Origin of the sequence: Streptomyces sp. NBC_00464, assembly GCF_036013915.1 — a bacterium.
Classification (GTDB): domain Bacteria; phylum Actinomycetota; class Actinomycetes; order Streptomycetales; family Streptomycetaceae; genus Streptomyces.
Genome location: NZ_CP107899.1, coordinates 302,149 through 319,440 on the forward strand (window position 1 = coordinate 302,149; position 17,292 = coordinate 319,440).

The window sequence follows — 17,292 nt, forward strand, 5'->3', positions numbered from 1 at the left end:
GCCGGACCATGGCCTCCCCCGTCCCCGACACGGCAGCCCCTGCCGTGCCGGTCCCGTCCGTCGCACCGGTCGACGAGCGGCTTCCGCTCCCCCGGCTGGTCCCGCTCGCGTTCCAGCATCTGCTGGCCGGGGTGGCCGCCCCCGTCTCCTCGGTCATCCTGATCGGCACCACCCTGTCGCTGTCGGCGTCCCAGACGGCGTCGCTCCTCAGCGCCACCCTCGTGCTCTGCGGCATCGGCGCACTGCTCCAGTCGCTGGGCGTGAAGGCGCTGCGGATCGGCGCCCGGCTGCCGTTCCTGATGCTCCCGGGCGGCGCGGCGGTGGCGATCTTCCTCCAGGTCGCCAAGGAGCACGGACCGGCCACCGCGTCCGGTTCGGTGCTGATCGCGGCGGTCTTCCTGATCGCCGTACTGCCGCTCTACGGGCGCCTCGTGCGGTTCTTCCCGCCGTTGGTCATGGGCACCACCGTGGTCCTGATCGGGATCAACATGATCAAGATCACCGCGCCGATGATCGCCTCGGGGCCGGGGCTCGGCTTCGCCACACTGGGCATCACCGCCCTGTTCTTCCTGTTCATGCGCGGTGTCTGGCGACAGATGTCGGTGCTCTTCGGCCTCGCGGGCGGCACGCTCGTCGCCGCGCTCAGCGGTACGGCGTTCCACATGGCGCACGGCAGCACGTTCGCGCTGCCCGACCCGTTCCCGTACGGCACACCGCACTTCGATCTGCTGGCGGCCGTGCCGCTGCTGGTCTTCGCGCTCGCCTCGCTGGCGGAGGCTACCGGTCAGACGGTGCTGAACAGCGAGGCGGTGGGCCGGACTCCGGACGCCGCCCGTGACGTGCCGCGGATCTCCCGCGCGGACGCGGTCACCTCGCTGGGCGCCGGCATCTTCGGTACGTCGCTGATGGTGACCAGTGCCGAGAACATCGGGATCGTCCAGCTCACCAGGGTGCGCAGCCGGTTCGTCACGGCGGGGGCCGGGGTGCTGCTGATCCTGTGCGGCCTGATCACGCCGCTCACCCGGCTGCTCGCCGCGATCCCGGAGCCGGTGGTCGGCGCCGCGGGGCTGATCATCTACGCGGTGATCGCGACGATGGGGTTCGGCATGCTCAGCCGCGAGAACCTCAGTCACGGCACGAACGGCATCGTCGTCGCGCTGGCTCTCTGTGTCGGCCTGCTGCCGGTCTTCGCCCCCGAGATGTACGCGGGCCTGCCGGTGTGGGCGCGGACCGTCTTCGGCAGCGGTGTGGCCGCCGGGGCGCTGGCGGCGGTGATCCTTGCCGCGGTGTTCTCCAGGCTGGGGCCGCCGGACAGCGGGCCGCCCGGCCGTACACCGGAGTGAACACGTGAAGACGCCCGCACCCTTCGAGGGGTGCGGGCGTCTTCGCTTACGCGGGTGCGGGCTCAGCCGAAGCCGCGGGCGTCCTGCTTGAGGGCGGTGTCCACCGTCAGCGCCGTCGCCACGACGAGGCTCAGCAGCGGCTCGGGCAGCTGGTAGTGGATCTGCAGCACGTAGTTGTCCGCTGTCGTGAACAGCGTCTTCGCGAGGCCTTCCCAGGTCTTGGTGATCCGGGCTATCTCGGCGTCGTTGTGGTCGACGATGGCGAAGTTCCAGGCGCGCCAGTTCTCGGCCTTGATCGCACCGATCTGCTGACCGTCGACCATGATCGCGAAGTTGATCTTGCCGATGGCGTTCTGCTGGACGATCTCGCCGACCGGCTGCCCGTCGGGGCGCTGCACGATGACCTTGGACTTGATGAACTTCGCCGGACGGGTCAGCAGCAGCTGCGGCTGGCCGTACGCGTCGCGGATCTCCAGCCGGTGGGTCAGGTACTGGTCGATGCTGCTCACGAAGCGCAGCACCTTGCGGAGCGCGCTCTGGCCGACCTGGATGACCGAGCCGACGGTGTTGCCGTGCTGATCGAAGACGCTGTACTCGTTCGTCACCTCGATCAGCTTGGCCTTCTGGTTCACGACCAGGACCTGCTGATTGAAGAGCGAACCCGCGCCGGGGGCGCCGCCCTGCTGCTGGGGCACGCCCTGCTGCGGCATCGCGGGCTGCTGCTGGGCCGCGGCCTGCTGCTGGTACTGCTGCTGCGGGGCCGCCTGCGGCTGGTGGTGCGGGGCCACCTGCTGCTGCGGGGCCGCCTGCTGCTGCGGCACCTGGGCGGGGGCCTGTGCCTGCTGTTGCCCGTCCGCCGGATTGGTGTGTTCGGTCCACTGGGTACCGTCCCAGTAGCGCAGCAGCTGGGGCGCGCCATGCGGATCCGGATACCAGCCCGCAGATACGTTCGAGTGCGTTGTCACCGGGGCACACTATCCCGGCGCGTCGGAATGGGAACCCCTTCCCTCCGAGATCCACAGCTTCGCCGGTCACAACTGACCCGGTCCCGCACTCATTGAAACTTCACAGACCACGTACGATGCCGGGGTGAACTGGCTGAGCACATACCCGGACCGGCGGCGCGCCGGCGCGTCCGTGGTGCTCGGCTGGGTGCTCGTCCTGATCGCCCTGGCCTCGTGCTGCCTGCCGGCCCCGGAGTCGTCCGCTTCCGCGCATCACGGCCCCGCCCCGGCGACGGCCCCCCGGATCACCCTCGCCGCTCAGGTGCCCGCGGTGGTGGCCGTGGTGGCCGATGCCCCGGGCAACCGCTGGCCGGGGAGTTCCTGCCACGGCGCGTCCGAGCACTCGGCGCCCGTCGTGCTGCCCGACCGGCCCGCCCCGGCGTCGCTCCCGTCGGCGGCCGCGGTCCCCGCCTCCGCCCCGCTCACCGGCGCCGCCACCATCCGCGGCCCGTCGAACGACGCCGTGCGCGACGTCGACCATCTGCGCCTCCAGGTTCAACGGATCTAGCCGACCACGACCGTTCCCGGACGTCCGGGAACGCCCCCGTGTGCCCGCAACCCATCCGTGTCACGAACCGAAGGACCCACCATGGCCTCCGCCAAGAAGCAGAACACCCCTGCCGCCGCCCGCCGCGCCAAGCTGGACGAGGCCCGGCGCAAGGAGCGGGCCCGTGAGCGCCGCAGCCGCATCATCACGATCACCGCGGCGGTCGTCGTCGTGGCCGGTCTCGTCGCCGGCGGCGGCTACCTGATGAACGAGGCCGACGAGCAGGACAAGGCCGAGACGGCCGCCAAGTCCTCCCCCGTCGAGGGCGAGAAGAGCTGGGACAAGCTCACGCAGGAGCATGTGCAGAAGAAGGTCGACTACCCGATGAACCCGCCGGTCGGCGGTGACCACAACCCGGTGTGGATGAACTGCGACGCCGATGTCTACACCGAGGAGATACCGAAGGAGAACGCCGTCCACTCGCTCGAGCACGGCGCCGTCTGGGTCACGTACACGAGCAAGGCGAGCCCGGCCGACGTCAAGAAGCTCGAAGAGAAGGTCTCGGCCACCCCGTACTCCCTGATGAGCCCGGTGGAGGACCAGGGGGCCCCGCTGATGCTCAGCGCCTGGGGCAAGCAGCTGGCCGTGAAGAACGCCGCCGACGCCCGTGTCGCACAGTTCTTCACGAAGTACGTCCAGGGCCCGCAGACCCCGGAGCCGGGCGCCGCCTGCTCCGGCGGGATCGCCAAGTGACGTCCGTGGCCCGAGCGTCACGGCCGATGATGCTGGCCGGCGGGGCGGTTCTGCTGCTCGCGCTCGGTCTGGTCGCGCTGATGCTCGTACGTCCCTCCTCCTCGGCCCCCGCCGCCACGGCATCCGCGGCCGCACCCGCCGAGACCTCGGCGGATGTCGGATTCGCGCGCGATATGGCGGTCCACCATCAGCAGGCGGTCGAGATGTCGTTCATCGTCCGGGACCGCACCTCCGATGTCGCGGTGCGCCGGCTCGCGTACGACATCATCAACACCCAGGCCAACCAACGCGGCATGATGCTGGGCTGGCTGGAGGCGTGGGGGCGCGCGAAGAGCTCCCCCGGGCCGCCCATGGCGTGGATGGGCCATACGGTCACCCCGCGCGGTGACGGCGCGCTGATGCCCGGCATGGCGACCGACGCGGAACTCGACGCGCTGCGGGCGGCGAAGGGCAGGGACGCCGAGGTGCGCTTCCTGAAGCTGATGACCGTGCATCACCGGGCCGGGGCGGAGATGGCGCAGGCGGCCGCCACCGCGGCGGGCACCGACGAGATCCGGAACCTGGCCTCGGGCATGGTGCTCGGCCAGCGGTCGGAGATCGCGCTCATGGCGGACATGCTCAAGGAGCGCGGGTCCACGGCCTGAGCGCTTCCGGGGCCCGGCCCGCCCCGTGCGCGCGGCAGGCCGGGCCCCGCATCCTCCCCTGCACGGGGCGGGGTCCGGCGTCCTCCCCTGCACGGGGCGGGGCCCGGCCCCGCCGCATCACGACCGTACTGACGTACGGCATCGCATAGGCTCGGGACCGATATGAAGAGCAACCTCACGCCGCTGGGGCCCAAGGCCGACAAGGACACCGTCCGGCGCAGCAATCTCAGCCTCGTGCTGCGGGCCGTCCGTGACGCGGACGAGGGCGAGGCGACCCGGGCCGGAGTCGCCGCACGGGTGGGACTGACCCGGGCCGCCGTGTCCTCGCTCGTCGAGCAGCTGATCGACAGCGGGTTCCTCACCGAGTCGGGCAAGACGTTCAGCGGCCAGGCGGGCCGGCCCGGAACCGCGCTCAAGACGGCCCGCACCGGGCCCGCCGGGCTCGGCGTCGAGGTCAACATCGACTATGTGTCGGTGTGTGTCGTGGATCTGGCCGGGACCGGCCGGGTCCGGCTCACCGAGCATCTCGACAACCGGGGCGCCCCGCCCGCCGAGGTGCTGGCGCGGGCGGCCAGGATCGCCGCGCGCACCCTGGAGTCGGCGCGCGAGCAGGAGCTGTTCCCGGTCGGTGTCGCCCTGGCGCTGCCCGGTCTGGTCTCCGGCGGCTCGGTGCGGCAGGCCCCGAACCTGGGCTGGAACCAGGTGCCCGCCGAGGAGCTGTTCGCCGCCTCGCTGGCCGCCGAGCGCCCGGGGCACGAGGCGCTGACGGTGAGTTCGGAGAACGAGGCGAATCTCGCGGCGCTGGCCGAGCTGTGGTTCGGCGGGCTGGGGCGCGTCCGGAGCTTCCTCTATCTGACCGGCGAGATCGGCGTCGGCGGCGCCCTGGTGATCAACGGCGAGCTGCTGCGCGGCGCGCACGGTTTCGCCGGGGAGATCGGGCATGTGGTGGTCGACTCGGAGGGGCCGCAGTGCCGGTGCGGGTCGCGCGGCTGCCTGGAGCAGTACGCGGGACAGGCGGCGCTCCTTCGGTCGGCGGGGATCGACGAGAGCGGCAGCGGGATCGGGGTGGCCGAACTGGAGCGGCGCACCCGGGCCGGGGACGAGCGGGCGGTGGCAGCGGTCGCCGAGGCGGGCCGGCAGCTGGGGCGGGTCCTGTCGGGGGCGGTGAATCTGTTGGACCCCGACGCGGTGGTGCTCGGCGGGATCTACCGGAACCTGATGCCGTGGCTGGCGCCGTCGGCCGACGAGGAGCTGACGGACCGGGTGGTCTCCGGGCTGTGGTCACCGGGCAGCGCCCGGCTGCGCGCCTCCTCCGTCGCGGGTGACGCCGCCCGGGGTGCGGCGGGGCTGGTGATGACGGACGTGCTGGCCGACCCGGTGGCGTACGCGGGGCGGGCACCGGCCTGATCGGCCCCGGTCCCGGGAGACGGCGGAGGGGGACGGACGCGCGGTGCGCGTCCGTCCCCCTCCGCTCATGACCGGGTCCGGGTCCGGGTCAGCGCACGCCGAGCAGGTGGTCCATCGCCAGCTGGTCCAGCGCCTCGAACGCCATGCCGCGCTCCGCCGCCGCGGTCACGTCGAAGTCCTCGTAGGCCGAGCGGTCGGCCAGCAGACCCGCCACGCCGTCCTCGGCGGTGCGCTGGGCCAGCTCGTCCAGGCGGGACGCGCGCAGCGCCTCCTGGACCGCCGGGTCGGCGCGGAAGGCGGCGGCGCGCTCCTTGAGGATCAGGTAGTTGCGCATGCAGCCGGCGGCGGAGGCCCAGACGCCGTCGTAGTCCTCGGTCCGCGGCGGCTTGAAGTCGAAGTGGCGCGGGCCGGTGTAGTCCGAGTTCTCCAGCAGGTCGACGAGCCAGAACGCCTGGCGCAGGTCGCCGGCGCCGAAGCGGAGGTCCTGGTCGTACTTGATGCCGGACTGCCCGTTGAGGTCGATGTGGAAGAGCTTGCCCGCCCACAGCGCCTGCGCGATGCCGTGCGCGAAGTTCAGCCCGGCCATCTGCTCGTGGCCGACCTCGGGGTTGACGCCCACCATCTCGGGGCGCTCCAGGCGCTCGATGAAGGCGAGGGCGTGACCGATGGTGGGGAGCAGGATGTCGCCGCGCGGCTCGTTCGGCTTGGGCTCGATCGCGAACCTGAGGTCGTAGCCCTGCTCGGTGACGTAGTCGCCCAGCAGGTCGAAGGCCTCCTTCATACGGTCGAGCGCGACACGGATGTCCTTGGCGGCGCCCGACTCGGAGCCCTCGCGGCCGCCCCAGGCGACATAGGTGGTGGCGCCGAGCTCGACGGCGAGGTCGATGTTGCGCAGCGTCTTGCGCAGGGCGTAGCGGCGGACGTCGCGGTCGTTGGCGGTGAACGCGCCGTCCTTGAAAACGGGGTGGGTGAAGAGGTTCGTCGTGGCCATCGGCACGACGAGTCCGGCCGCGTCGAGCGACTGACGGAACCGCTTCACGATGCCTTCGCGCTCGGCGTCCGTCGAGCCGAACGGGATCAGGTCGTCGTCGTGGAAGGTCACGCCGTACGCGCCGAGCTCCGCGAGCCGCTGGACGGAGTCGACCGGGTCGATCGCCTCCCGGGTCGCGTCCCCGAACGGGTCGCGGCCCTGCCATCCCACGGTCCACAGGCCGAAGGTGAACTTGTCCTGCGGGGTGGGCGTGAAGCGTTCCGTCATGGTCCAGCCGCCTTCGGTGCCGTGGGTCCGCAGCCGGTCGAGCGGCCGAACCTCAATTTGTTCACTGTCATGACTAATCATGCACGGACCACCCTCGCGACGTAACCCCCCGTCCGGGGAAATCCGGAAATCGGGAGCGGCCCCTGTTCCGGAGGGGTTCCATCGCGTAATTTGTTCACCGCACGATCAAATCCCGTCGGCGCGAGAGCCCGCAGCGCGATGGTCCGTCGCCCGGGAACCCCTGGACCAGAGAAACCAGAGAATCCAGAAAATGAGGTCAGCCATGCCGCCGCATGAGGTCGTCATCGGTGTGGACAGCTCCACCCAGTCCACGAAGGCCGCGTTCGTCGACACCGCCACCGGACGGCTGCTCGCCGTCGGCCGTGCCCCGCATGTGGTGACGGGCGAGGGCGGGGCCCGCGAGACGGATCCCGAGGTGTGGTGGCAGGCACTGCGCGACGCGGTCGCCGCCGGGCTGAAGGAGTCCGGCGTCGCCGCCGCTGACATCACCGGGATCGCCGTCGCCGGGCAGCAGCACGGACTGGTCGTCCTCGACGGCGCGGGCCGCCCGCTGCGCCCGGCCCTCCTCTGGAACGACACCCGCTCGGCCCCGCAGGCCGCCGCACTCACCGCCGCCCTGGGCGGGGCCGACGCCTGGACCGCTCGCACCGGTTCGGTGCCCGTGGCGTCGATGACCGCGTCGAAGTGGCGGTGGCTGCGGGAGAACGAACCGGAGACCGCCGCCGCGACCGTCGCGATCCGTCTCCCCCACGACTTCCTGACCGAGCGCCTGTCCGGCCGCGCCGTCACCGATCCGGGGGACGCGTCCGGCACCTGCTGGTACTCCACCGCCACCGACGCCTACGACCCGGAGCTCCTCGAACTGCTCTCCATCGACCCGGCCATGCTGCCGGAGGTGGCGCCGAGCGGGGCGGCGCGCGCCGGTTCGCTGACGCAGGAGGCCGCCGATGCGCTGGGCCTGCCCGCCGGCATCGCCGTCGCGGCGGGCACCGGTGACAACATGAGCGCCGCCGTCGGCCTGGGGCTCGGGGGCGCCGGGCTCCTCGACCACCCGGTCCTCAGCCTCGGCACCTCGGGCACGGTCTTCACGGCCTCCCGGGCCCGGCCTGCCTCCCCCGCACTCGCCGGCTTCGCCGCGGCGGACGGTACGTACCTTCCGCTGGCCTGCACCCTCAACTGCACGCTCGCCGTGGACAAGGTGGCCGCTCTGCTGGGCCTGGACCGCAATGACGCGGCCCCCGGCGGCGAAGCCGTACTCCTGCCGTACCTGGATGGCGAACGCACCCCCGACCTGCCCTCCGCCGCCGGCCTCCTCACCGGCCTGCGGCACGACACCACCCCCCAGCAACTCCTGGGCGCCGCCTACGAGGGAGCGGTCGTCACCGTGCTGCGCGCGCTCGACGAACTGCTGCGGGCCTGCGGGCTCGACCCGGACGACCCCGAGGTGGCGAACCGTCCGCTCCGACTGATCGGCGGCGGCGCCCAGGGACGCGTATGGGTGGAGACCGTGCGCCGCCTCTCCGGGCGGCCGGTGACCGTGCCCGCCGGCAGCGAACTGGTCGCCCTGGGAGCGGCCGCGCTCGCCGCCGGGGCGGCCACGGGCGCGGACCCGGTCGCGATCGCCACCGGCTGGGACACGGGTGAAGAGGTGCACCTGGAGGCGGTCGAAAGGGATCTGACGACCTGGGAGCGAGTCGGTTCGGTACTGGAACGGGCGGCCGGTCCGCTGCTGGGAGCCGACCGGCCGAGCTGACCAACGGGCCGGAGCGGGCGGAGCCGAGGGGCCCGGCCGAAGACCTCGCCGGGGCCGGTACAGCTGACCGTCTGTCATGTCCCGTCGCACGCCGCACACAAGGGCGTGCGACGGTCACCGGCCGTTTTGGATAGCGAACTGATGTTCACTACTATCCGGCGATGATCATAAGAAGAAGGCTGACGGTCGGGGTGGGCATTCTGCTCGCCACCCTGACCGCCGGGCTCGGCTCGGCGCTCCCCGCCTCGGCCGATGAACCCCCCACCCAAGCCTCCCCCAAGGTCGAGCTGGTGCTCGACGTCAGTGGCTCCATGCGGACCCGTGACATCGACGGCCAGTCCCGGATGACCGCCGCGAAGCAGGCGTTCAACGAGGTCCTGGACGCGGTGCCCGAGCAGGTGCAGCTCGGCATCCGGACGCTCGGTGCCGACTATCCGGGCGACGACCGGAAGGTCGGCTGCAAGGACACCAAGCAGCTCTACCCGGTCGGCCCGCTGGACCGCACCGAGGCCAAGACCGCGGTCGCCACGCTGGCGCCCACCGGCTGGACCCCGATCGGGCCGGCTCTGCTGGGTGCCGCCGACGATCTGGAGGGCGGCGACTCCACCCGCCGGATCGTGCTGATCAGCGACGGCGAGGACACCTGCGGTCCGCTCGACCCGTGCGAGGTCGCCCGTGACATCGCGGCGCGCGGCATCCACCTGGTCATCGACACCCTCGGCCTGGTGCCGAACGCGAAGATCCGCCAGCAGCTCACCTGCATCGCGGAGGCCACCGGCGGCACGTACACCGCCGTCCAGCACACCGATGAACTCTCCGGCCGCGTGAAGCAGTTGGTGGACCGGGCGGCCGAACCCGTCGTCACCCCGGTCGCCACGAAGGGCACGGACAGCTGCACGAACGCCCCGCAGCTCAAGCCCGGTCTCTACACCGACCGCGAGAAGTTCGCGGAGCACCGCTGGTACCGGGTCGACGTGCTGCCCGGCCAGGAACTGCGCGCGTCGGTAAGCGTGTTCGCCGACCGCGCCGTCAACAACGACTACGGCATGCTGCTGCGTGCGGTGACCGTGCACGGCCGCGAGATCGTCAGAGGCGCGGAGTCCGGCACCGGTCGCACCGACGCGATCTCCTCCGGGCTGCGCTACCCGAAGCCCGAACAGGACACGGACGACGACGTCAAGCCGGCCGCGGAGACCGTCTGTCTCCAAGTGTCCAACTCCTTCTCCGCCCCCGCCTCGGTGAAGACCTCTCCCGGCATGCCGGTCGAGCTGACGATCGACCTGGTGGACGCCCCCGACGCGGCGGCCGACGCCGCGGCGTTCGGCCTCGGCCACGGCTGGTGGCTGCTGGGCGTGCTCGTCCTGACCGGACTGATCGCGGGCCTGCTGACCGGCTGGATCTCGCGCTGGCGCTTCGCCGTCTGGAGGACCCACTGATGTTCCGTACGAGACGCGTGCTCGCCGGCACGCTGCTGACCGGTCTCGCCCTGCTGACCGGGGCGGGTGCCGCCGTCGCGGACGACCCCTCGCCGAGCCCGAGCGCCTCCGCCGAGGGCTCGGGGCCCACGGAGGCGGGCACCACCTTCCGTACCGCCACGGCGCTCCAGCAGGACCAGCTCGCCACCGCCGGCGCCTCCACCGGGGACTACCTGTACTGGGTCTTCCCCTCCGACGCCGGACAGCGTGCCACGGTCAAGGCGAAGGTCACCCTGCCGGAGAACACCGCCCGCCACGGCGACTCGACCTGGCAGGTGGACGTGTACGACGGGCTGCGCCGCCGCCAGGCCTGCATGTACGGGAAGCAGACCGGCAAGGTCGCGGCCGACGCCGCCACGGTCGAACTCACCTGTGTCCTGCGTACGGTCAGGGCCTGGTCCGAACCGTGGGCCAACGACCCGCTGCCCGGCAGCTACTACGTCCGCCTCACGGTCGTCGACCTGCCCTCGGCGGACCTCGGACTGCCGGTGCAGACAGAGGTCCGGGTCACGGCGGCCGACAAGGGTGGCGCGGCCGATGTCGACGGCAGCCTCTCCAAGCCGCTGGTCCCTGGCGTGTCCACGGTCGAGCAGGCCGCCGACGGAGCCTCGGCGGCCCCGGTCGCCGTGGCCGGCGAACCGGAGGACGGCTGGTCCTCCGGCTGGTGGACCGACCGCTGGCTGTGGACGGTCGGCGGCGGAGTGCTGGGCGCGTTCGCGGCCGTCTTCGGCTACTCGCTGACGCGCGGCAGCGGCCGCCCGTCCAGGGTCCCGCCGGGCGTCTGACGGCCCACTGTCGGGCAGGCCGGCTGACCGGCCTGCCCGACGCGTGGCCGGATGCCACCGAGTGGCAGCCCCCCGTCGCCTCGAAGATCATGGCCCAGTCAGGATCGGCCAGCTCCTCGCTACGGGAGGCCCACCCCGTGTGGCAGTTCTTCGCGGACAATCCCTGGGTGGCCGTGTTCGCCGTCATCACCGTCGGCTCGCTGCTCGGAATGGTCCGGTTCGGCCCGGTGAAACTCGGCGCGGCCGGTGTCCTGTTCGTCGGCCTGCTGGTCGGCGCACTGGACAAGGACATCGCGCCCGCCGTCCCCGCCGGTGTCTCGGCGCTGGGTCTGGCCCTGTACGTGTACACCGTCGGGCTGGAGTCGGGGCCCGCGTTCTTCCGTGAACTGCGCAGCCAGCTGCCGGTGATGGCCGGTGCGGTGGTGGCGCTCGCGCTCACCGCGGTCGTGGTCGGCTACGTGGGGCACAGCGGCTTCGGCATCAGCGGACCGTTCCTGGCCGGCGGCTACGCGGGCATCGGCACCACCACACCGGGCCTGGCCGCCGCTCAGGAGGCCTCGGCCGATCCGGCACAGCCCGCGGTCGGGTACGCGATCGGCTATCCGCTCGCCGTGGTCATCACCATCCTGTTCGTCTCCGCGATCGCCGCCCGCCGCCGCTGGGTGGCACGCCGCGACCCCGACTCCGGGCTGCCGCCCGTCCTCGTCACCCGTACGGTCCAGGTGGACCACGAGACGGAGTGGAACGAGGTGCCGGGCGTCGCGGACCACCGGGTGCTGGCCAGCGAGTACCGCCCCGAGGGCGGCGACGTCCAGGTGGCGCGCGGCCTGGACCGGCTGCGCCCCGGTGACCTCATCGTGCTGGTCGGCGGCGAGGACGACGTACGCGTCGCGACCGAGCGGCTGGGCTCGACCGCCCCCGTCCATCTCCTCGACAACCGGCGGACGGTCGACTACCGCCGGGTCCTGCTCACGAACCCGGCACTCGCCGGCCACACGATCGCCGAGCTCGGTCTGGGCGAGCGGTACGGCGCGGCGGTCAGCCGGGTCCGTCGCGGCGACGTCGACATGCTCGCCCACGACGACCTCGTGCTCCAGCTCGATGACCGGGTACGCGTGGTGATGCCGCGCGAACGGATCACCGAGGTCTCCACGTACCTCGGTGACACCGAGGCGAAGGTCAGCGAGGTGAGCGCGGTGAGCCTCGGGCTCGGGCTCACGCTCGGCTTCCTGATCGCCATCCCCTCCGTCACCTTCGGCTCCACCACCCTCGCCCTCGGGACGGGCGCCGGTCCGCTGGTGATGGGCATGATCCTGGGCTGGCGCCGACGCACCGGCCCTCTGGTCTGGACCCTGCCGACCCGGGCGAACCTCACGCTGCGCCAGATCGGGCTGCTGCTGTTCCTCGCGGTCGTCGGCCTCACCTCCGGCTACTCCTTCCGCCAGAACGCGTTCTCCCTGTTCGGCCTGAAGCTGGTGGCCGTACTGGTGATCGGCGCGGTGGTCAGCTACACGCTGATGGTGCTGATCGCGAAGGCTCTCGGGCAGAGCAGGGAGCGGACGATGGGCCTGCTGTCCGGGTACGTGGGCAACCCGGCGATCACCGCGTACGCCAACAGCCGGGTCAGCGACAGCCGTGTCAACAACGGGTACTCGACGCTGTTCGCGCTGGCCATCCTGGTCAAGATCGTCTGCATTCAGCTGATCGTCGGGCTCTGAGCCCCGCGGGCGCTCAACTGGGAGCCCAGCTCACGAAAGCCCAACGCCCTGGCCACGCTGCGCGACGCCGCCGGCCGCGCCCGCCACTGCGGCAGCCGGCCGGCTGCGAGGGCCTGCGCGGTCGCGGCGGAGGCCACCTGCCGGGCCAGTCCCCGGCCCCGCACATGAGGTGCCGTCAGCACGCACAGGTGGGCGGTGTCCCCCGGCCAGTCCCGGTACCCCGCCGCCGCGACGACTGCGTCCCCGTGCCGTACGACGAACACCGGAGAGGTGATCTCGTCGAGGCCGCACTCCCCCGCGTCCTCCTCGCTCACCGAAGCGAGCAGCCGGAGAAGATCTCCATGGCCTGCGGGCAGACGGTCGACCTCGACGCTTCCCGGTCGTGACGGGGCGAAGTCGCCGGCGGACAGATAGGCGAGGGTGGCGGGCCCGAGCACCTCGGCGACCGGCCACGCCCCGGCGACCGCACCGGGATCGGTGAACGACGGGGTGGGGACACCGGCCAGGGCACGGCGGACGGCGTGCGCCACGTCGTCCGTGGGCGCGGTGACGATGGCCGCGTCGCCCAGGAGCACGGTGCCCACCCATCCCGGCGGTGCCAGGGCCGACGCGGGGGCCGTGACCACCGTCGGACCGCCGGCCGACGCGAACGAGACGGGCACCCCGGCCAGCGACTCCCACAGGAGGCGGGCGCGTGCCATGAGGGGATCGGTGTTCATGGCCGGATCCTGCCATCGGGCGGCGGTGAACTCCTCCTGCTTTTCCGGGACGCCGCGTGGGGGCGCCGCGCTCAGACGCTGTCCGCGGCAAACGGTCCGTCGCCGGTAAAGGCAAGGCCGGCGAAGCGCTTGCCCATGCGACGGTGGGTCGCCGCGTCCGGGTGGAGCGCGTCCGGCAGCGGCAGTTCGGCCAAGTCCTTCTCGCCGTAGAGGCTGCGGCCGTCGACGTAGTACAGGTGCGGATCGTCGGCCGAGCGCTGTGTCACGAGGCGGCTCAGTTCGTCCCGGATGACGTTGAGCGTCAGCTTCCCGGCCGCCCGTTCCGCCGGATCGCCCATCGCTGTGAACCGGAGCCTGCCCTCGGCAAGGCCGGAGAAGTCCGGGGCACTGGGGCCCGGGGTGTCCTCGTGAATGGGGCACAGGATGGGCGAGACGACCAGCAACGGGGTGTCCGGATGTCCCTCGCGGATGGTGTCGAGGAAGCCGTGCACCGCCGGGGCGAAGGCACGCAGGCGCATCACGTCGGCGTTGACGAGGTTGATCCCGATCTTGACGCTGATCAGGTCCGCGGGGGTGTCGCGCATCGCGCGGGCGGTGAACGGGTCGAGCAGGGCGCTGCCGCCCAGGCCCAGGTTGATGAGTTCCACGCCGCCGAGGGAGGCGGCGAGGGCCGGCCAGGTGGTGGAGGGGCTCGCCGCGTCCGAACCGTGGCTGATCGAGCTGCCGTGGTGCAGCCACACCCGTCGCCCGCGGTCCGGGGCGGGCTCGATGGGGGCGTCGGTGCGCAGCGCGACGAGTTCGGTGCTCTCGTTGTACGGCAGCCAGAGCTCGACGTCCTTGGCGTCCTCGCCCAGACCGTCGAACCGGACGGTGCCCACCGGGCCGGGCCGGACGTCGACGGAGCCGGTGGTCATGTCGACCATGAGGACGTTGCCGCCGCTCGCGTCGGCCTGTCCGGCGAGACGGCCGTCGACGACGAGGTCGTACACACCGTCGGGGCGGGGCGGGGCGCCCGTGTACTCCGTCTTGGTGCGCAGGGCGTCCAGCTCGATGATGTCGGCCCCGGTGCGGAACACCAGCCGTACGCCGGAGGGCTGGGCCTCCGCCATGGCCAGCTGGCCGTCGGCGCACTGTGCGCGGGCGCGGGCGGGCAGCCGGTGCGGGCGCAGGCCGCGCTCGGTCCGCTCCAGGTCCAGGGCGCCGCGCACGAGGCCGGCGGAGAGGGGCGTGGTGATCAGTTCGGGTCCGGTGTCCATGTCTCTGCCTGCTACTCGGTGGGGGGGTGGTCGTCGGTGGTGCGCAGGTGGCGCGGAACGTCAGGGTGCGGGCCAGTTCCGCAGCAGGGCGTCCAAGGCGTCCACAACGCGTGTCCAGGACTCCTGCGAGTCGGGGGCGCTGTGGCTGAAACCCCCCTGCATCTCCAGGCTGACGTAGCCGTGGAAGACGCTGCCCAGCAGCCGGACCGCGTGCGTCTGGTCCGGTTCCGTCAGGTCGTAGCCGCGCAGGATCGCCCGCGTCATCCGGGCGTGCCGGCCGCCGGCACTGGCGGCGGCCGCCTCCGGGTCGAGCTTGAACTGGGCTGCGGCATAACGGCCGGGGTGTTCCCGGGCGTAGTCGCGGTAGACGTTCGCGAAGGCGCTCAGCGCGTCCTTGCCGGCCCGGCCCGCCAGGGCGGCCGCACCACGGTCGGCGAGCTCCTCCAGGGCGAGCAGGGCGATTCTGGTCCTGAGGTCGTGGGAGTTCTTCAGATGCGAGTACAGGCTCGCGACCTTGACGTCGAACCGCCGGGCGAGAGCCGACACGGTCACCTGCTCGAAGCCGACCTCGTCGGCCAGCTCGGCACCGGCCTGCGCCAGGCGGTCCGGGGTCAGTCCTGCACGCACCATCGCCTTCTCCTCATTCTCGACATCACCCATGGTGCATTTACCTAATGGTTTTAGGCAAATGGGATCCACTCCTAGGCTGATCGGCAAGGTCGGGTTCGCCTTGGCGATCACGTCACAGGGCCGCCCCGCCACCCGCCACACGTCCCGGCTACTCTCGACAACTCACGTACTCCACAAGGCCGGTGACGCGCCACCCAGCCCGGCCGGACCGTCAGAGCGGAGACCTTTCATGTCCACGGAGACCGGCCCGGCCGTCGATGCCGAGCCGCGCGGCCACAGGATCGCCCCGGGCCCGAAGGGGCTCCCCTTCCTCGGGAACATGCCGCAGTTCGGCAAGAACCCCCTCGCGTTCTTCGAGCGGCTGCGCAGCCACGGCGACATGGTCCGGTGGCGCTTCGGCCCCAACTCCTGCCTGTTCATAGCCGATCCGGAGTGCATCGGCGAACTGCTCACCGAGACGGAACGCACCTTCGACCAGCCGGCGCTCGGCATCGCCTTCCGTACCGTGATGGGCAACGGCATCGTGGTGGCGCGCGGCAGCGACTGGCGGCGCAAGCGGTCGCTCGTGCAGCCGTCCGTACGGCCCAAGCAGGTGCGGTCGTACGCGGCGACCATGGCGGGCAGCACGGTGGAACTCGCCGACACCTGGTCGGGCGGTGAACGCATCGACATCAAGCGGGAGATGGCGGCGCTGACACAGAAGATCGCCGTCCGCACGATCTTCGGTGTCGACACCCCCGCCGACGCCGATTCGATGGGCCGCGCCATGGACGTGGCGCAGGCGGAGATCGGCAAGGAGTTCGCAGGGATCGGCGCACTGCTGCCGGACTGGGTGCCCACCCCGGGAAGGGCCAGGATCAAGAAGGCCGCCGCGGTCATCGACGCCGAGGTGGGCCGGGTCGTCGCCCGGCACCGCGACGGCGGGGACGAACGCCCGGACCTGCTCAGCCGGCTGCTCACCGCCGTCGACGAGACGGGGGCGCGGCTCACGGACAAGGAGATCCGCGACGAGACGGTCACGCTGTACATCGGCGGCCACGAGACGACCAGTTCGACGCTGGTGTGGGCCTGGTACCTCCTGTCCCGCAACCCCGGCACGCGGGCCGCACTGGCCGAGGAGCTGGACCGGGTGCTCGGCGATCGCGAACCGGGGTTCGACGACTACGCACAGCTCCCGTACGCCCAGGCGGTGGTCAAGGAGACACTGCGGCTCTACCCCACGATCTGGCTGGTGACCGGGGTCGCGAAGGAGGGCGCCCGGATCGGCGGGCTGCCGATCCCGGAGGGCACCAGGGTGTGGAGCAGCCAGTGGGCCACGCACCGGGACGAGCGGTGGTTTCCCGAGCCTGAGGAGTTCCGTCCGGAGCGCTGGGACGCGGAGGCGGGCGACGAGATCGCGGAGTACGCCTGGTTCCCGTTCGGCGGCGGCCCCCGGGTCTGTCTGGGCACGCGGTTCGCGATGGTCGAGGCGGTACTGATCCTGGCGGTGCTCGCGCGGCGCTTCGAGCTGGATGTCGACCCGGGTACGGTCAATCCGGTGCCGACGCTGACGCTGCAGCCGGACCGCGAGGTGATGGCCACGGTCCGGGCGCGGCAGGGCTAGCTGATGGGGCGGGATCCGGATCCCTGACCGGAGCAGGAGCGGCGCGCCAAGGTACGGGTGCATGGTCGCGGTTCCTGCCGTCAGGTCGCTTTGCCGGCCGAGCAGCAACCACACCCCCCGCAGCCAAGGACAGCAACCATGCGCATGCGTACCGCTCTCGCACTTCCCGCGCTCGCGGTCATCGCGATCGTCGGCCTGGCCGGCACGGCCGCGGGACGGCGACGGCGGTAACGGCAATGGCGACGGCACGACCGCGACCCAGACCATCAGCGACAACACGGTCTCCGACTCGGCGTTCCTCGGTCATGTGTTCCAGGCAGGCAACACCGGCATCCAGCAGACGCCGGTCACGATCACGTTCGCCGAGATCGGCGACTGACGTGCACTCCCGGCCAGCAGGCCACCCTTCAGGGCGGCCTGCGGGCCGGGGCGCGAC

Annotated in this window: 16 protein-coding genes; 11 read left to right on the forward strand and 5 right to left on the reverse strand. The window is 71.9% G+C overall.

The features are described from left to right. The first annotated feature begins 8 nt into the window (after positions 1–8). Positions 9–1,343 carry a uracil-xanthine permease family protein gene (locus OG912_RS01345; RefSeq protein ID WP_327707757.1) on the forward strand — a complete coding sequence of 445 codons (1,335 nt, stop codon included), beginning with the start codon at positions 9–11 and terminating at the stop codon, positions 1,341–1,343. Positions 1,344–1,405: 62 nt separating this feature from the next. Here the strand turns inward: OG912_RS01345 and OG912_RS01350 are convergent, their stop codons facing one another. Further along, on the reverse strand, positions 1,406–2,308 hold the full coding sequence (locus OG912_RS01350; RefSeq protein ID WP_327707758.1) for a phospholipid scramblase-related protein: 903 nt from the start codon (positions 2,306–2,308) through the stop codon (positions 1,406–1,408). 124 nt (positions 2,309–2,432) lie between these two features. Between OG912_RS01350 and OG912_RS01355 the strand changes: the two genes are divergently transcribed. The 4 genes from OG912_RS01355 (at position 2,433) to OG912_RS01370 (ending at position 5,638) form a co-directional block, all read left to right on the forward strand. Then, positions 2,433–2,855, forward strand: coding sequence for a hypothetical protein (locus tag OG912_RS01355; RefSeq protein WP_327707759.1), 423 nt, complete (start codon positions 2,433–2,435; stop codon positions 2,853–2,855). Between the two features lie 81 nt (positions 2,856–2,936). Continuing rightward, positions 2,937–3,587: a DUF3105 domain-containing protein gene (locus OG912_RS01360; RefSeq protein WP_326740147.1), complete on the forward strand. Its 651-nt coding sequence runs from the start codon at positions 2,937–2,939 to the stop codon at positions 3,585–3,587. Positions 3,588–3,613: 26 nt separating this feature from the next. Beyond that, a complete protein-coding gene (locus OG912_RS01365; RefSeq protein WP_443061071.1) occupies positions 3,614–4,231 on the forward strand; it encodes a DUF305 domain-containing protein in 618 nt (205 codons plus the stop codon). Between the two features lie 162 nt (positions 4,232–4,393). Next, on the forward strand, positions 4,394–5,638 hold the full coding sequence (locus OG912_RS01370) for an ROK family protein (RefSeq protein WP_326740145.1): 1,245 nt from the start codon (positions 4,394–4,396) through the stop codon (positions 5,636–5,638). An 88-nt stretch (positions 5,639–5,726) separates the two neighbouring features. On the opposite strand, the gene xylA is transcribed toward OG912_RS01370, so the two are convergent. Next, complete coding sequence (gene xylA / locus OG912_RS01375) at positions 5,727–6,896, reverse strand: xylose isomerase (RefSeq protein WP_327707761.1); 1,170 nt, start codon at positions 6,894–6,896, stop codon at positions 5,727–5,729. A gap of 283 nt (positions 6,897–7,179) precedes the next feature. On the opposite strand from xylA, the gene xylB reads away from it, so the two are divergent. From xylB to OG912_RS01395, 4 genes are all read left to right on the forward strand, one after another. After that, positions 7,180–8,670 (forward strand): xylulokinase, encoded by a 1,491-nt coding sequence (gene xylB / locus OG912_RS01380; protein WP_327707762.1) that lies wholly within the window; start codon positions 7,180–7,182, stop codon positions 8,668–8,670. Positions 8,671–8,831: 161 nt separating this feature from the next. After that, the gene (locus tag OG912_RS01385; protein WP_327707763.1) at positions 8,832–10,106 is read left to right on the forward strand and encodes a VWA domain-containing protein; all 1,275 of its coding nucleotides are present in this window, start codon (positions 8,832–8,834) and stop codon (positions 10,104–10,106) included. Beyond that, the gene (locus tag OG912_RS01390) at positions 10,106–10,930 is read left to right on the forward strand and encodes a hypothetical protein (RefSeq protein ID WP_327707764.1); all 825 of its coding nucleotides are present in this window, start codon (positions 10,106–10,108) and stop codon (positions 10,928–10,930) included. The genes OG912_RS01385 and OG912_RS01390 overlap by 1 nt, the downstream gene beginning before the upstream one ends. An 89-nt stretch (positions 10,931–11,019) precedes the next feature. Beyond that, entirely contained in the window at positions 11,020–12,648 is a 1,629-nt protein-coding gene (locus OG912_RS01395) for an aspartate:alanine exchanger family transporter (protein WP_327707765.1), read from the forward strand. On the opposite strand, the gene OG912_RS01400 is transcribed toward OG912_RS01395, so the two are convergent. The 3 genes from OG912_RS01400 to OG912_RS01410 form a co-directional block, all read right to left on the reverse strand. Then, positions 12,627–13,367, reverse strand: a complete 741-nt coding sequence (locus OG912_RS01400) for a GNAT family N-acetyltransferase (protein WP_327707766.1) — start codon at positions 13,365–13,367, stop codon at positions 12,627–12,629. The genes OG912_RS01395 and OG912_RS01400 overlap by 22 nt on opposite strands. Before the next feature lie 71 nt (positions 13,368–13,438). After that, positions 13,439–14,623, reverse strand: coding sequence for a GDSL-type esterase/lipase family protein (locus OG912_RS01405; RefSeq protein ID WP_327707767.1), 1,185 nt, complete (start codon positions 14,621–14,623; stop codon positions 13,439–13,441). Between the two features lie 60 nt (positions 14,624–14,683). Next, positions 14,684–15,253 carry a TetR/AcrR family transcriptional regulator gene (locus OG912_RS01410; protein WP_327713314.1) on the reverse strand — a complete coding sequence of 190 codons (570 nt, stop codon included), beginning with the start codon at positions 15,251–15,253 and terminating at the stop codon, positions 14,684–14,686. 229 nt (positions 15,254–15,482) lie between these two features. Here OG912_RS01410 and OG912_RS01415 point away from each other — a divergent pair, with 229 nt between their 5' ends. Then, the gene (locus OG912_RS01415; RefSeq protein WP_327707768.1) at positions 15,483–16,856 is read left to right on the forward strand and encodes a cytochrome P450; all 1,374 of its coding nucleotides are present in this window, start codon (positions 15,483–15,485) and stop codon (positions 16,854–16,856) included. A gap of 61 nt (positions 16,857–16,917) precedes the next feature. Further along, positions 16,918–17,235, forward strand: a complete 318-nt coding sequence (locus OG912_RS01420; protein ID WP_327707769.1) for a hypothetical protein — start codon at positions 16,918–16,920, stop codon at positions 17,233–17,235. Positions 17,236–17,292: the final 57 nt, after the last annotated feature.